General features: G+C 40.3%; 15 protein-coding genes. 3 read left to right on the forward strand and 12 right to left on the reverse strand.

Annotated elements, in window-relative coordinates; all coding sequences use genetic code 11:
* Positions 1–4: 4 nt before the first annotated feature.
* A complete protein-coding gene (gene acsA / locus A6749_RS05690) occupies positions 5–1,726 on the reverse strand; it encodes an acetate--CoA ligase (protein ID WP_066386089.1) in 1,722 nt (573 codons plus the stop codon).
* 223 nt (positions 1,727–1,949) lie between these two features.
* Here acsA and A6749_RS05695 point away from each other — a divergent pair, with 223 nt between their 5' ends.
* The 3 genes from A6749_RS05695 to A6749_RS05705 are packed head-to-tail and all read left to right on the forward strand — an operon-like array spanning position 1,950 to position 4,450.
* Positions 1,950–2,582: a GNAT family N-acetyltransferase gene (locus A6749_RS05695; RefSeq protein ID WP_066386093.1), complete on the forward strand. Its 633-nt coding sequence runs from the start codon at positions 1,950–1,952 to the stop codon at positions 2,580–2,582.
* A gap of 51 nt (positions 2,583–2,633) precedes the next feature.
* Positions 2,634–3,281 (forward strand): acetoin utilization AcuB family protein, encoded by a 648-nt coding sequence (locus A6749_RS05700; protein WP_066386095.1) that lies wholly within the window; start codon positions 2,634–2,636, stop codon positions 3,279–3,281.
* Positions 3,278–4,450, forward strand: a complete 1,173-nt coding sequence (locus A6749_RS05705; RefSeq protein ID WP_066386097.1) for an acetoin utilization protein AcuC — start codon at positions 3,278–3,280, stop codon at positions 4,448–4,450. The genes A6749_RS05700 and A6749_RS05705 overlap by 4 nt, the downstream gene beginning before the upstream one ends.
* Before the next feature lie 50 nt (positions 4,451–4,500).
* Here A6749_RS05705 and ccpA read toward each other — a convergent pair whose 3' ends face one another.
* From ccpA to A6749_RS05760, 11 genes are all read right to left on the reverse strand, one after another.
* Positions 4,501–5,508, reverse strand: coding sequence for a catabolite control protein A (gene ccpA, locus A6749_RS05710; protein WP_269085688.1), 1,008 nt, complete (start codon positions 5,506–5,508; stop codon positions 4,501–4,503).
* A 293-nt stretch (positions 5,509–5,801) separates the two neighbouring features.
* Positions 5,802–6,878: a bifunctional 3-deoxy-7-phosphoheptulonate synthase/chorismate mutase gene (locus tag A6749_RS05715; protein WP_066386103.1), complete on the reverse strand. Its 1,077-nt coding sequence runs from the start codon at positions 6,876–6,878 to the stop codon at positions 5,802–5,804.
* Between the two features lie 269 nt (positions 6,879–7,147).
* Positions 7,148–7,477: a bacillithiol system redox-active protein YtxJ gene (gene ytxJ, locus A6749_RS05720; RefSeq protein WP_066400844.1), complete on the reverse strand. Its 330-nt coding sequence runs from the start codon at positions 7,475–7,477 to the stop codon at positions 7,148–7,150.
* A gap of 168 nt (positions 7,478–7,645) precedes the next feature.
* The gene (locus A6749_RS05725) at positions 7,646–8,134 is read right to left on the reverse strand and encodes a YtxH domain-containing protein (protein ID WP_066386106.1); all 489 of its coding nucleotides are present in this window, start codon (positions 8,132–8,134) and stop codon (positions 7,646–7,648) included.
* 21 nt (positions 8,135–8,155) lie between these two features.
* The gene (locus A6749_RS05730; protein ID WP_066386109.1) at positions 8,156–8,617 is read right to left on the reverse strand and encodes a DUF948 domain-containing protein; all 462 of its coding nucleotides are present in this window, start codon (positions 8,615–8,617) and stop codon (positions 8,156–8,158) included.
* Positions 8,618–8,803: 186 nt separating this feature from the next.
* Positions 8,804–10,102, reverse strand: coding sequence for a UDP-N-acetylmuramate--L-alanine ligase (gene murC, locus A6749_RS05735; RefSeq protein ID WP_066386111.1), 1,299 nt, complete (start codon positions 10,100–10,102; stop codon positions 8,804–8,806).
* A 227-nt stretch (positions 10,103–10,329) separates the two neighbouring features.
* Positions 10,330–12,702: a DNA translocase FtsK gene (locus A6749_RS05740; RefSeq protein ID WP_236719625.1), complete on the reverse strand. Its 2,373-nt coding sequence runs from the start codon at positions 12,700–12,702 to the stop codon at positions 10,330–10,332.
* Positions 12,703–12,863: 161 nt separating this feature from the next.
* Positions 12,864–13,658: a DUF1444 domain-containing protein gene (locus A6749_RS05745; RefSeq protein ID WP_066386114.1), complete on the reverse strand. Its 795-nt coding sequence runs from the start codon at positions 13,656–13,658 to the stop codon at positions 12,864–12,866.
* 84 nt (positions 13,659–13,742) lie between these two features.
* A complete protein-coding gene (locus A6749_RS05750) occupies positions 13,743–14,057 on the reverse strand; it encodes a thioredoxin family protein (protein ID WP_066386116.1) in 315 nt (104 codons plus the stop codon).
* 184 nt (positions 14,058–14,241) lie between these two features.
* Positions 14,242–14,763 (reverse strand): DUF84 family protein, encoded by a 522-nt coding sequence (locus tag A6749_RS05755; protein WP_066386118.1) that lies wholly within the window; start codon positions 14,761–14,763, stop codon positions 14,242–14,244.
* 69 nt (positions 14,764–14,832) lie between these two features.
* Positions 14,833–15,906, reverse strand: coding sequence for a M42 family metallopeptidase (locus A6749_RS05760; protein WP_066386121.1), 1,074 nt, complete (start codon positions 15,904–15,906; stop codon positions 14,833–14,835).
* Between the last annotated feature and the right edge of the window lie 167 nt (positions 15,907–16,073).

A 16,073-nucleotide genomic window follows, 5' to 3' on the forward strand; every position in this document is an offset into this window, starting at 1 on the left:
CTAATTAGTCTTCCATCGTTGACAGGTCACCTGTTGGTAAATCTAATTCCCATGCCTTTAGGACACGTCTCATGATTTTACCGCTGCGTGTTTTCGGCAGTTTGTCGCGGAAGTCGATTTCCCTTGGTGCCGCATGGGCAGCAAGGCCTTTTTTGACAAACTGGCGGATTTCTTCTTTTAACTCATCTGAAGCACTGTAACCATCTCGAAGCGCGATAAACGCTTTAATGATTTCACCGCGGACAGGGTCCGGTTTACCAATAACGCCAGCCTCGGCAACAGCAGGATGCTCGACTAGCTTACTTTCTACTTCAAACGGACCGACACGTTCACCAGCTGTCATGATGACATCATCCACTCTGCCTTGGAACCAGAAATAGCCGTCCTCATCCATATAGGCTGAATCTCCTGAAACATACCAGTCTCCATTTGGCAGGAAGTAAGATTCATATTTTTCTTTATTATTCCAAATCGTCTGCATCATCGAAGGCCAGCCTTTTTTGATTGCCAAGTTGCCCATTCGGTATGGAGGCAGTTCATTGCCTTGGTCATCCACAATCGCTGCAACAACACCTGGGATTGGTTTCCCCATCGAACCAGGCTTAATTTCCATACATGGGTAGTTGCTGATCAGCTGTGCACCAGTCTCCGTCATCCACCAGTTATCATGTATCCGTTTATTGAATACTTTTGCACCCCATTTTACGACTTCTGGATTCAATGGCTCGCCAACGCTCAATACGTGACGAAGGCTGCTTAAATCAAATTTCTTCACCAGCTCGTCTCCGGCGCCCATTAACATCCGGAATGCCGTTGGCGCACTGTACCAAACGGTAACACCGAAGTCTTCAATCATTTTATACCATGATTCAGGACTGAAACGTCCACCGATAATCACATTGGATGTTCCGGTTAACCAAGGACCGAAAATTCCGTAGGATGTCCCTGTAACCCATCCTGGGTCAGCTGTACACCAATAAACATCATCCTCTTTTAAATCAAGAACCCATTTTGCTGTTTGATAATGCTGAATCATTGCATTATGTACATGCAGAACCCCTTTTGGTTTTCCGGTTGACCCGGATGTATAGTGAAGGATTAGACCGTCGGTACGCTCCACCCACTCAATGTTTAGTTTAGTGCTGGCAGCTTCGAATTTTTCAAGGAAATTAATTAAATTCCCCTGTTCTTCAACATTATTACCGACTACGAAAATATGTTTTAATTCAGGCAGCTCTTCAACAGGAACCCGGCCGAGCAGCTCCGGAGTTGTAACTAATACTTTCGCCCCGCTGTCCTGCAGACGATCTCTAACAGCCCCCTCCATAAAGGCCTCAAATAAAGGACCGACAATTGCGCCAAGCTTAATCGCACCTAGAACAGTAAAATAGAGTTCTGGAGAGCGCGGCATAAAAATAAATACGCGGTCACCTTTTTCTACATCACCATAATTCTTTAACACATTTCCCGCTTTGTTTGAAAGTTCCTTCATTTCTTTAAAGGTGTACTTTTCATTTCTTGACCCGTCACGATAGTAGAGAGCAACCTTATTTTTCCGGAAGCCTTCAGCATGGCGGTCAATAGCCTCATAGGCCATATTGACAAGCCCTGTTTCGCTCCAGGAAAATACCTTTTCTGCATCTTTCCAGTTAAATTGTTCGTACATTTCTTCATAATTGTGTAAATTATGCTCCCCTTGTACAACTGGCAACGCTTCCACTTTCACTAAAATCTCCCCCTTTTAAGTTATTGAGATTATTATATTACAAATAAGGACTATTCACAATTTTAAAAAAATACTTTTTTTGAAAAACTTCCAATTTCCCCTTACAAACACTATTTACATCAGTAATTTTAACATCTTACTGAAAATTTTGTGAAATGTCTTCTTCTTCTGCAAAATTATGTATAATAGAATTGTTACACGATAGATTTCTAGGGGTGACCTAATGGAACATAAAAAAATTTACAATGCTAAGGAGTTAAAAACTCCGCATGGCACGTTAATAATTGAGGGTCCAATTTCTTCTGAAATACTAAAAAGCTATGACTTTCACGAAGATTTAATAGCCTTCCGCCCCCCGGAACAGCAGCATAAAGCGTTAATTGGAATTGCTGACTTGCCGGAAGGAAGAATTATCATTGCCAGGCACCAAAACACCATTGTTGGTTATGTAACCTTTCTCTATCCTGACCCGCTTGAACGCTGGTCTGAAGGAAAAATGGAAAATTTAATAGAATTAGGTGCCATTGAAGTCATTCCGCAATTCAGAGGGTGTGCCGTCGGAAAAAACCTTTTAATTGTGTCGATGATGGATGATGCAATGGAGGATTATGTAATTATTACAACAGAATATTATTGGCACTGGGACTTAAAAGGGACGAAATTAAATGTATGGGAGTACCGAAAAATCATGGAAAAGATGATGAATGCCGGCGGGTTAGAGTGGTATGCCACCGATGACCCGGAGATTTGCTCTCACCCTGCAAACTGTCTGATGGCGAGAATCGGAAAACGGATTGACCTTGAAACCGTCCAGAAATTCGACCGTCTTCGCTTTTTGAACCGTTTAATGTATTAACGTATTCATTCTTTTCCTTCTTGAATCTATTAGAAATTGAGGGGATACCAGATGATTGTAGAAGAAATTATGAAAACAGAAGTGGTCACATTGCATCCGACCGATACGATTGCGGATGCCATTCGTGTAATGGAAACCAATAATATCCGTCATATACCGATTATTAATGAAGAAGATAATTTAGTCGGTCTTGTGACTATTTCCAGATTAAAAGAGGTCACCCCATCTACGTTTCGAACAAATGAGAATCCCAATGATTTAAAGAAACGGCTTGAACTAATAATGGAACAAAATGTTATTACCGGGCACCCGCTGGACTTTGTGGAAGAGGCGGCGGCGGTTTTTTATGAACATAAAATAAGCGCCATTCCGATTATTAAAGACCGGAAGCTCGTAGGAATCATTACTGAAACGGATATACTGCGGACGATGGTAGAGCTGACCGGCGCCCATCAGCCGGGGTCGCAAATTGAAATTAGAGTTCCTAACATTACAGGAATCCTCTCAGATATTGCAGAAATTATTCGTAAACGCAATGCCAATATTCTTAGTGTTTTAGTTTACCCGGATAAGCAGGATGAGCAATACAAAATACTGGTGGTAAGGGTCCAATTGATGAATCCTGTCCGTTTAGTACAAGATTTGAAGGAAGCCGGCCATCATGTTCTATGGCCAAATCTGCCGGGGATTTCTCTATGACAGATTCTTGCGCATTTGTTTTTTCAGAAGAACTGCTAAATTATAAATTTAGCACACATCATCCTTTTAACCAATTCCGGCTAAAATTAACAATAGACTTATTAAATAAAATTGATGCACTAGACCCTATGCAAATTATTCCTCCAAGGATGGCTACAGATGAAGAGTTAATGCTGATTCATGATCCTGCTTTTATTGAAGCCGTAAAAAAAGCCGGTAATGGGAAGCTTTCAAAGGAAGTTGCTGAAAATTACGGCCTTGGAACGGAAGATACTCCGATATTTTCGAACATGCATGAAGCAAGCTCTCTTTTGGTTGGCGGAACACTTACTGCCGTTGATCAGGTAATGACGGGCAAAGCTTTACATGCTGTAAATCTTGGCGGCGGATTGCATCATGGTTTTCGAGGAAAAGCATCAGGCTTTTGTGTATATAACGATAGTTCTGTCGCGATAAAATATTTACTTGAAAAATATCAGGCCCGTGTATTGTATGTGGATACAGATGCCCACCACGGTGACGGCGTCCAATGGTCCTTTTACGACGAACCAAATGTATGCACCCTTTCAATTCATGAGACCGGTCGTTATTTATTCCCTGGTACAGGGAATATCAATGAGCGTGGCCAGGGGGCAGGATACGGATATTCATTTAATATTCCGGTGGATGCCTTTACCGAGGATGAATCATGGCTCCATGCCTATACTCACGCGATTAGAGAGGTTGCTGATTTTTTCAAACCAGATGTCATTCTTACGCAAAATGGGGTTGATTCTCACTATTATGATCCATTAACACATTTATCCGCTACAATGAAAATTTATCGGGAAATACCAAAGCTCGCACATGAAATCGCACATCAATATTGTGGGGGCAGGTGGATTGCAGTAGGCGGTGGCGGTTATGATATTTGGCGAGTGGTTCCAAGAGCGTGGGCAATGATTTGGCTTGAGATGACAGAAAATCGAATTTGTTATGGAAGCTTGCCGGCCGACTGGCTTGAATATTGGCAGAAAAAATCTCCTGTTGAACTGCCAAAGGAATGGGATGACCCGGAAAATTTATATCCTCCTATTCCTAGAAAGCCAGAAATCACCGAAAAGAATTTAAATACACTCGAAAAAGCGTTATACCCGATTCGATCTCAGAAAAAAAGTGAAACAGGTTAAATAAAGAGGCTGTCTTCTTCAAAAAGAAGCAGCCTCTTTACTATAAATATTTATTGTTCTCTTGTTGATTGTCGGTGCTCAATTCGATGCGGCAGAACCACAATTTGATTTTCTACTTTTTCTTTCGTCATTAATTTAGTTAAAAGACGCATAGCAACCGCACCAATATCATATAGCGGCTGGACAATCGTTGTAAGCTGAGGACGCACCATCAATGACAATCTTGTATTGTCGGAGGTAATCACTTCAAAGTCATCTGGAATATGATATCCCTTATCTTCGGCACCATGAACAACACCTAGCGCCATTTCATCCGCGCCAACAAAAATAGCTGTTGGCCTCTCATCAAGCTCTAACATTTTTTCAAATGCTTCAAGCCCAGAATCATACGAATAATCCCCTTCAAGAATAAATTCTTCATTAAAAGGAATATTTGCTTCCGCTAAAGCTTTTTTATAGCCGTCCAGTTTCTTAACGGCAATATCAGGTTCATAATGCGGGCCATTTACAAAGGCTATTTGTTTATGTCCCCTTTCAATAAACTCTTTAACAGAATCATACGCAGCCTGTTCATAATCAATATTGACTGAAGGAATTGTTTCAGAATCTTCAATTGATCCTGCAAGAACAATCGGCACTTGAGATTTTTCAAATTCTTCGACATGCTCCTCGGTAATATGCCCGCCCATGAAGACAATGCCATCTACCTGCTTGCCAAGCATTGTATGAAGTAAGTGTAATTCCTTGTCCTTATTTTGGTCAGAGTTGCTAAGGATGATATTATATTTATACATCGTAGCAATATCTTCAATACCGCGGGCCAATTCAGCAAAAAAGATGTTAGCAATATCCGGAATGATCACCCCTACGGTTGTTGTTTTCTTACTTGCCAGTCCTCTTGCCACCGCATTTGGTACATATCCAAGTCTTTCAATAACTTCTAAAACTTTTTTCCGGGTAACCGGTTTTACGTTTGGATTCCCATTAACTACACGGGAAACGGTAGCCATTGACACGTTTGCCTCACGGGCTACATCATAAATCGTAATATTATTCACTAATAACACTCTCCTAAATACGAACATTGTTTTCTTTATTTTACATCATGAAGCGAAAATCTAGTCATATTATCCGGCGTTAATGCCCATCGACTTCTATATGCTTTTGTGATAAAGTAAACAATCTCTAAATTATGTATTAATGATACGATAAGAACATAAAAGCCGCAATTACATTGCGACATTTTTTACATTTTCTTTAAAATATGTTGATTTCCGCTCCAGGCATTCGCTTATAATTGAGTATCAAAAAACCTTCTGTCAGTTTAAACAGAAGGTTTTAATGCGTTCGATTAAATACGGACGAAGTTGGATGCTATTAGTTCGCTATAGAATTGGTCGAATTGTTCTAGGTTCATTTGCTGCTGGGCATCGGATAAGGCTACAGCCGGGTCTGGGTGCACTTCAGCCATAACACCGTCTGCACCGATTGCAATTGCGGCTTTCGCGCATGGAAGAAGTAAATCTCTTCTGCCTGTAGAATGTGTCACATCGACCATTACTGGTAAGTGAGTCTCTTGTTTTAAAATCGGTACAGCGGAAATATCCAAGGTGTTCCTTGTTGCTTTTTCGTATGTTCTAATTCCACGCTCACAAAGAATGATCTGGCCATTTCCTTGTGCCATAATGTATTCGGCCGCATTAATGAATTCTTCAATTGTTGCGGCTAGTCCTCTCTTTAAGAGAACAGGTTTATTAATAGCACCTGCAGCCTTTAATAATTCAAAGTTTTGCATGTTACGGGCGCCAATTTGAATGACATCAAGATATTCGGCAGCCATTTCAATATCAGCAGGATTCACAATCTCACTAATAACAGCCATATCATATTCAGCTGCCACACGCTTTAAAATCTTTAAACCCTCTACACCTAATCCTTGGAAATCATAAGGGGATGTTCTAGGCTTATAAGCACCGCCGCGCAAAAGCTTTAAGCCTTTTTCCTTCATCGCTTTGGCAACAGTAGCCACTTGCTCATACGATTCAACAGCACATGGTCCAAATACGAAATGCTGTTTACCATCACCGATATTTTCACCTTTTAGGTTAATAATAGTATCTTCAGGTTTTTTCTTTCTAGAAACAAGTAAGGCTTTTTTATGGTCATCTTTTTGAAGATCAAGACCTGCCTTGAAAATTTCCTTGAAAATATGGTCAATCGTTGCATTATCAAAAGGACCATCATTGTTTTGCTTAATTTTATCAAGCATCATTCTTTCACGTACCGGGTCGAAGCGGTATACCCCTTGGCTGCCCTTCACATGCCCAATTTCTTGGACGAGCTGGGCTCTTTCGTTGATTAACCTTAATAACTCCAAGTTTACTTCGTCCACTCGCTCTCTTAACTGATCTAATTCATTATTGCCCATAATCGTCCCATCCTTTCTTTGCAAATCAGTATGAATATATCTAGTCTTAGATATTTGTTTACTGGCTCACAAACTTATATTTGAAATTTTATAACAATTTGATATTAGGGTTAATTATAACTGAAAAAGTTTCCTTTGTCATCACTTTTTACTTTACCTCTTAGACGCTTTTAAGTGTTAAAGTGGTCTAGCTATATTTAATTATTATATGTCATAGTATTTCAATTTGTGCTCTATTTTTTCACCAAAGCAGGATGGTTCACAGTTATTTATTGATTTTCCGATAGTGCGCTTGTTAAGGACTTCTTGGTGATTTTCCAATGAGAGGCATTCCATATAGCTTTCCCTTCGGAAAATAATATTGCCTGCGGTGATTCATGCTTAATTTGGAATCTTTCGGCAATCTCATTGGATAATGAGCGTGAATCCTGTACTGCTAAATAATAGCTTGGAGTTTCTTGGTATTCAGAGGTAAATTTTTCATATTCCTGATAGGCGGCATGGCTGATTGGGCATGTAAGGCTATGTTTAAAAAAATAAAATTTACCCTCTTGTTTTAGTAATTCATTGAATTGTTCAGCTGTTTCAATTTTTTTCATCATTTTTATTTCCTCCCAAAAAATAAACGGTGAAGTAATTTTATCACTTCACCGTTTGCATAACAATTAAACAGACCTCTTTTATTACCTGCTTTTGATTTGCGCTCTAGGAGCTTCGCCTTCCGCTCCAATCAACTAAGCAGTAATATTTTCACTGAATATTTTGTTTTATAGTTTAATCTTGTTTTCTTCTTCGTCGAAGGCCATTTGGGCTTCCTCTAATTTTTTTCTTATTTGATCATCAGTTGCTGTACTTTTGTCTTCACGCTTTGACTTGGGGTTTTCAGAACCGCCGATTGAAATATAGTTAGTTTCTGTTTCTTTGCCAGTTTCATCGCTGCCGGCTGTTTTTCCTTTTACCTTATTAATTAATTCGCTAGATTGCTGGACTAGCCCTTGTGATAGAGAGGAAGTTTTGGCAGCGAATTCATTGCTCTTCGTCTTTACTGTTTCACCCAGCTGACCTGTCTTACTCATAATAGAACTAGCATTGCTGCCAAGGGAATTGCGCAATTGCTTACCGTTATTAGGTGCAAATAATAGCGCAGCCGCTGCACCGACAACACCGCCGACAATTGCACCTAGTAAAAAACTGCCGGCAGATCCTTCATTTCTTCCTTGATTTGACTCCCGTGATTCATAGTCTCGATTTGACATAAACTTCAACTCCTTATTTTTCTAATATGAACGAACCTTCTGTTTAACCTGCAAGCTGGCTTCCTTCTTTGCTTCTTTTCTTTCCTGCCATTTGTCCTTTAATTCCAAAATGACATTGCTCCATTGAATGATTTGGGAAACCTTCTCCTTACTTTCCTCTACTTGAATGTCAACCGTTTTCGTTATGTTCTGCAATGTACCGTTAAAGTTAGAGACAGTAACCCCTACACCTTTCACGGCATCTACCACACTATTTAAGTTGGCTGACTTTTGCTGGAGATCCTCAGCAAGGGTATTTGTTTTTTGTAAAAGTAATGTGGTTTCTCTTGTTACACCATCAAGCTGCTTTTCTACTCCTTTTAATGTATCAGATACACTGTCGAGTGTGCCCTGAAGTGTTTTAAGAGTTTTTGAAATAAAAATGACCAGCACAAGGAACGCCACAGCTATTAAGGCAACGCTTAAGTATAAAATTATTTGCATCTTCCGACCTCCGACTTCTTCTATATCTATGTATTACCCATCTGCTATGAAACTAAACCCCGCTTATATCTTATACTACTTCCATTCATTTGTCTTAATTTCCTGCACGTCAGTTAAAATTTTTCATAGAAAAGTTCTACATCATACTAAACAAAAAGGATGCCAAATTGATGGCACCCCTGAATTTTACACTAATTGTTTTTCATAAGATTCTTGGAATTTCTGGATATCTCCAGCACCCATAAACAGGATGACACTGTGATCATGCTGTTTCAATACGGAAGTGTTTTCTTCCGATAGAATTTCGGATCCGGCCACCTTATCTTGCAGGTCCTTAATGGATAATTGACCATGATTTTCACGAGCAGAACCAAAAATTTCACACAAATACGTTTTGTTCGCCATACTCAAAGCATCGGCAAAATCCTCAAGGAACGCTTGGGTTCGAGTAAAGGTATGCGGTTGAAATACCGCAATAATCTTTCTGTCAGGATATTTTTGCTTTGCTGCATCAATGGTTGCTTTGATTTCAGTTGGGTGATGAGCATAATCGTCAATTAATATTTGGGAACCGATTACTTTTTCTGAAAATCTCCTTTTCACTCCCTGGAAAGTGATTAATCCTTCCTTGACTGCTTCCGCATTCATTTCTTCATAATGGCATAAACCAATCACAGCCAATGCGTTTAACACATTGTGGTCGCCGAATGTCGGAATTGAAAAAGTATCATAGAATGTATTGCGGATAAACACATCAAAGCTCGTTCCAGTGGTTGTTTTAACAATGTTTTTGGCTTGATAATCATTTCCCTCATCAAATCCGTAAAACAATACAGGAACCTTTGCCTGAATTTTTTGAAGCTGCTCGTCATCGCCGCAGGCAAATATGGCTTTCTTAACTTGTATCGCCATTTCTTGAAACGCTGAAAAAACATCATCAATATTAGCAAAGTAATCCGGATGATCAAAATCAATATTCGTCATAATAGCATAGTCAGGGAAATAAGATAGAAAATGCCTTCTATATTCACAGGCTTCGAAGACGAAGTACTCTGCATCCTTCTCCCCTTTACCGGTACCGTCCCCAATGAGGAAAGAAGTCGGCTTCATTCCCGAAATTACATGGGCCAAGAGTCCGGTTGTCGAAGTTTTCCCGTGCGCTCCCGTAATGGCTATACTTGTAAAATTCTGCATAAAATCGCCCAAAAAGCGATGGTAACGTACTATAGGAAGTCCAAGCTTCATCGCCTCTTGAATTTCCTCATGTGTATCAGGGTAAGCATTCCCCGCAATAATCGTCATTCCCGGCTTTATATTCTCTTTTTGAAAGGGAAGAATCTTTATTCCTGATTTTTCAAGGGCAACCTGTGTAAAAAAGTGCTTGTCAAAATCGGAGCCTTGCACTTCATATTTCATATCATGCAGCACCTGTGCGAGTGCACTCATTCCTGACCCCTTTATACCTACAAAATGGTAAATAGTCATAGATGAACCTCCAACCAACGTAATACTGTAAAACAGTATATGACATTTGTCTGTATTTGCTAATAATCAAAAGCTTAGCTTTAGAAGCGTCAATTCGCTTCACCAAATTACATTTTAATATTATAACACTGTTTATTTATAAAAACTATTTTATAACTCAGGCTTAAAAGAATAATGGTCTAATTTACTATTATTATTTGTCCTTCTTGATAAAGCATACTAACCGTTTACATATTATAGCTGTCCTCTTGGATGGCCTCCAAGTCAGCCTCCGAAATCAATACTTCACGTGGCTTGCTGCCATTAGCACTTGTAATATAGCCGTTTTTCTCTAACATATCCATCAGTCTGGCCGCACGGTTATAACCGATTTTAAAACGGCGTTGCAGGCTTGATGTAGATGCTGCTCCCTGATCAATAATAAACTCACAAGCCTCAAAAAACAGCTCATCTTCACCTTCGGAAACCTGCGCCTTTTTTAACAGCTCTTCCTGCTCAAATAAATAATCAGGTTCCCGCTGCTCTCTAACGTGACCAACAACAAGATCAATCTCTTCATCAGATACAAATGTTCCTTGCAGGCGGACAGGCTTTGAAGAGCCATTTTCTAAAAACAGCATATCACCGCGTCCTAATAGCTTTTCCGCGCCGCTAATATCAATTATGGTACGAGAATCAACTTGTGATGATACTGAAAAAGCAATCCTTGTTGGGATATTGGCCTTGATTAACCCGGTTATAACATCAACCGACGGCCTTTGCGTCGCGATGATTAAGTGTATGCCGCATGCTCTTGCCTTTTGAGCAATCCGGCATATCGCTTCCTCTACATCTGCGGGCGACATCATCATGAGATCGGCCAACTCATCAATTATAATGACAATAAAAGGCAGTTTATCTGAATATTGCTTATGCTCCATGGCCAAGTCATTAAACCGATTAATGTCTCGTACTCCTGTATGGGCAAATAATTCATAGCGCCTTTCCATCTCGTCCACAGCCCATTTTAACGCGGCTGTAGCAGCCTTCACATCCGTAATAACCGGACTGACAAGATGTGGAATCCGATTATAAGGGGCAAGTTCAACCATTTTAGGGTCAATCAGCAAAAGACGTAAATCCTCTGGTGTCGCCTTATACAACAAACTAATTAAAATGGAGTTCACACATACACTTTTCCCCGATCCAGTCGCTCCTGCAATCAGCCCATGCGGCATCTTTTTCAAATCGGTAACGATTGGTTTGCCAGCAATATCAAGACCAAGAACAGCGGTTAACTTTGATTCAGATTCATCGAAAATGTCGGTTTGAATGATTTCGCTAATACAGACCGGTCTTGATGCTTGATTAGGCACCTCAATCCCAATCGTATGTTTGCCTGGAATTGGTGCTTCAATCCGAATATCTCTTGCTGCCAAACTAAGTTTAATATCATCGCTTAAGTTCGTGATCTTATTCACCTTGACTCCCGGTTCAGGCTGTACTTCAAAACGGGTAACCGAGGGACCTTGAGTAACATTAACAACGCCTGCACTGACATTAAAGTTTTGCAATGTTTGATTAAGCAGTTCCTCCTGTCCAGAGAGCCACTCTGTATCCTTCCCTTTCGCAACCGGTGGATTTAACAAACTATAGGATGGGAATTGGTATTGCCCTCTTTCATTTGAATGTACAGCTAAAGCTGGGTGCTGCTTAAACTGGGGTCTTGTTTCTTGAACAGCTACTGTTCTTTGTACCGCAGCTGCTTCCTGCACCGTTTTCACTTGTTCTGGTTCTCGTTCGGTCATATTCGGTCTTACATTTGTCTGCTGCCGTAATTCCCATTTTTCCTTATCCTGTTTTAACATCATGACATTAAAAGGCAAATGTGATCTTTCTGACCTTGCTGATTTTCTCTTCTCTACATTTTCTTCTTTTAAAAATGATGGTTCCACCGCATCTTCATTTGGTGATTCAACAGCTGATTTTTCTGTTTCACTGTACAATACGGGCTCGTCATATGTATTTTCTTCCTCATAATCCTTTTCAGCCCGCTCAACAATCTTATTTATGATTGCTGGAGGTTCCTCATTTTGTTTCACAACGGCAACAGCAGCTTCTTGTCCAGCTTCCTGAAGAATGACTGAAGCTGTTTCTTCTATGATTTCTTCTTCTAATTCAGCCTCTGGTTGTAAAAAATGACTTAACTCATGTTCAATAATGGAAGCAGGAGCAGACTTACGCGGCCGATTAAACCCAAATACCGGAGAAGGAATTTCAGTTGGGTGAAATGGACCGCGCGGTTTAGATTGCGGCTCGGTTTTCGGTTTTGGCAATTCTTTTTTTTCAGCAGGCTTTTTTGGCTTTTCAGGGCTGCTGGCTTCAATGGAGCTCGTTTTTCGATCTTTCGTTCTTTCTCTAGTTGATTTACCAATAATCAACGAAGAGGAAGGAGCTCCTTTTGGATATTGATAGGAAACTTTAACATCGACTTCTTTTATACTTTCATAATTGACAGGCGGTGAAAGATCTCCCGTCTTATCATTATGAAAAAAGGACTTGTCAAATTCATCTTCTTCATCTTTTTTAAATTTTTGAAACAAGTTTTGGATCCAGCTCAAAACTATCACTCTTTCTACTTCATCTATCATTCTATTTTATCAGTAATTAAAATTTTTTCGACACAATTCTGTGGAATTAGTCAAATTCTATTCCGGTTTGGATGATACCGGAAAAAGTCGATGTAAAAAGGACCAATGAAATGGTCCCTTCTCCCAATGTGTTATTTATTTTTCCCAAGGATAAAAATCGGTTCCAATTCGCCATTTTCATAATAAAATGAGAGGGCTGTGATTGGCACCCGGCCGCCTGCGAAAAAGCTCATTGTCATTTGGGCCAATACATCATAGCCGCGGTCATTGCGAATATCCGCAATGATTAATACATCTTGATGCGGAACTGCGACAACCATTGTTCCGGTAATTTGCTTCTCAACTTCATTTAAGAATCCTTTATTCAAAATCCGGCTTGCGTCATATCCGTCATTGGTATTTAGAAAATAAAAGAAATTGCCGGCAACTTGATCTTCCTTTACTGGTGTTGATAATGAACGCACATTAAATAAAGCGATTTCCCTGATTCGATTAGGGTCCCAGCCTTCCTTTTCCATTATCTTCAAGTCAATTAGGCGATATGTTTTCCCCATATCGAAAGCATAATAGATTTTTGTTTCAGCTGTATGTTCATCTATTAAAAAAGGGACCCCCTCTTCCGCTTCCGCGGGGAATGAGGCAGAGCGAATAACAGGAAAAATTCTTTTTTCATGGTCGCTTAGTTGAATGGGGCTCTCCATTGCCTTAAGTCCCTCTTCTACATAATAAACCACTTCATCAATCGCCGTATCTTTTTCATTATGCCATTTGGCAACAATTCCACCAAGGGAAAGTGTGATCCCTTTTCCGACTTTTTTACTTTCAATTCGCAGCTGGTCTTTTTCGCGGTCATATGTAATGATGCGGTCGCCCCGGCCTAAGCGGGACTCTAATTCACGTTTCATTTTAATACTATCCATCTTCATCGTTGTTCCCCCTCCATTAACAGGAGCCGTTTCCCCTATTTTACATGAAGAAACCTCCTTCTCCAAGCGAAGGAGGTGAAGATATTATTTTAAACCTTTAATAAAGGTTTCAATTTCTTCTTTTGTTTTTCTATCCTTACTGACAAATCTTCCAAGTTCTTTGCCATTTTCAAAGGCGATAAAGCTTGGGATGCCAAATACATCAAGCTGCTGGCATAAATCGATAAAGTCGTCACGGTCAACATGAATAAATGTATACTCAGAGAAGTTTGCTTCTATTTCTGGTAATACTGGTTCTATGACGCGGCAATCTGGACACCAGCCGGCAGAAAACATAAAAATAGTTTTTCCTTGATCGCGAAGCTGTTCAAATTGCTCCATCGTTTCTAAATGTTTCATTTTTCCAACGCCTCCGTTTGCCCTAATGTTATTTAAGAATCCTTCACATCATAGCAGTTAGATTATCTGCTAGTCCAACAGAAAGCACTATGTAAATTTCCGCTCTAGGCGCTTCGCTTTCCGTTGGCGTTGCGCTATATCCAAAATAGTGCAGTCACTGGTCTCTTTTCAAAACTGCTGTGATTCATTTTACACTTATTTTTTGTTGGTATGTGTATTGGCCGATTAAGAGGTTCATTACATGGGTGAACATCTCCGCTCGGTTAACCATGCAATTGGTAAACACACCAATTGCTCCTTCTTGCTTGCTGACATTTTTCTTTTTCGCATATTCTTCCATAACCGGACCTAGTTCTTCTCCAGCGCGGAGCCTTGCTGCTACTTCCTCGGGAAGCAAAATTCGGGAACCACCCGCAATGATTGGCTCCATTCCTTTCGCCGCCAAAGCTCCCCAGTTACATATGAACAGTCCTTGGCTTGTTTCCTGGACACCGCCCTCTAGGCCAATGCCAATGTCGCCATTTCCTTCTCGAAGGGCCCCTGCCGCCCGATTAATCGCCCCTTTAATCGTTTCCTCGTCTGAAAAAGGCTGACCGCTGACACCTGATGGAATATCAAGTGAACTAAATTCGATCTGTTGCTCGCTAAAGCTATTTTTAACAGCTGCAATTTTAGCAGGATTTTTCGACCCTATGATCACTTTCATTGCTGCATACCTCTCCTTTTATCACAAAAGGAGGCGGATCTTAAAGAAACGCCCCCATTAAAATTAAGATTAACTATTTGCTTTAATCGTATCCACAGTTGTTTTATCACAGGATTTAACTAATTTCACCAATAGCTCTTTAGCAGCCGCATAATCATCCACATGAATTATGGAGGCATGTGTATGAATGTAACGCGAACAAATTCCTATTACCGCACTTGGAATTCCTTCATTTAATTGATGGATACGGCCGGCATCCGTTCCTCCCTGTGAAATGAAATATTGATATGGAATATTGTTTGTTTCCGCAGTATCCAGGACAAACTCCCTCATTCCACGATGTGTGACCATTGAACGGTCAAGAATCCGAAGCAAGGTCCCCTTCCCTAATTGGCCAAATTCAGATTTATCTCCGCTTGCATCATTGGCAGGAGAAGCATCAAGGGCAAAAAAGAGATCGGGCTTAATCATATTTGCCGCCGTTTGCGCGCCGCGAAGCCCTACTTCCTCTTGCACGGTCGCTCCGGAATATAGGATGTTCGGTAAAGTTGCATCCTTTACTTCCTGCAGCAATTCAATCGCTAAGCCGCAGCCATAGCGGTTATCCCAAGCCTTTGCTAAAACCTTCTTCTCATTTGCCATCAGAGTAAATGGACAGATTGGCAGAATCGCCTGTCCCGGCTTGATCCCCATTCTTTCGGCATCGGCCCGGTCATCAGCCCCCACATCAATCAGCATATTTTTTTGTTCCATCGGTTTATTTTTCTTAGACTCATCTAACAAATGCGGTGGAATTGAGCCGATCACCCCAATTATTGGCCCGTTGGTTGTCATGACTTGAACTCTTTGCGCTAAAAGTACCTGGCTCCACCAGCCGCCAAGCGGTTGAAATCGAAGCATCCCGTTATCTGTAATAGCAGTTACCATAAAACCAACTTCATCCATATGACCTGCAACCATAATCGTTGGACCACTTTCATTGCCTTTTTTGATACCAAAAATACTTCCTAGTTTATCTTGGACAATTTCATCAGCATATGGTGTCAGCTGCTCTCTCATAAATTTACGGACTGCATGCTCATTTCCTGGTGCCCCAGGAAGCTCTGTTAACGTTTGAAAAAGCTTTAACGTTTGTTCATTCATGACCTAAAACTCCTTTTTGATTGAACTAAATAATTATGTATACATCTTATTTTACAGAATTAATGTTTTACATACCAATAATTCATTTTCAATAATTGTAATATTACCTTCTTACTACTAAATACGATATACTGAAGAGAGAATACAATATGTAATCTTTTCCATAT

The sequence above is a fragment of the Neobacillus mesonae genome (genome assembly GCF_001636315.1).
GTDB lineage: Bacteria > Bacillota > Bacilli > Bacillales > Cytobacillaceae > Neobacillus > Neobacillus mesonae.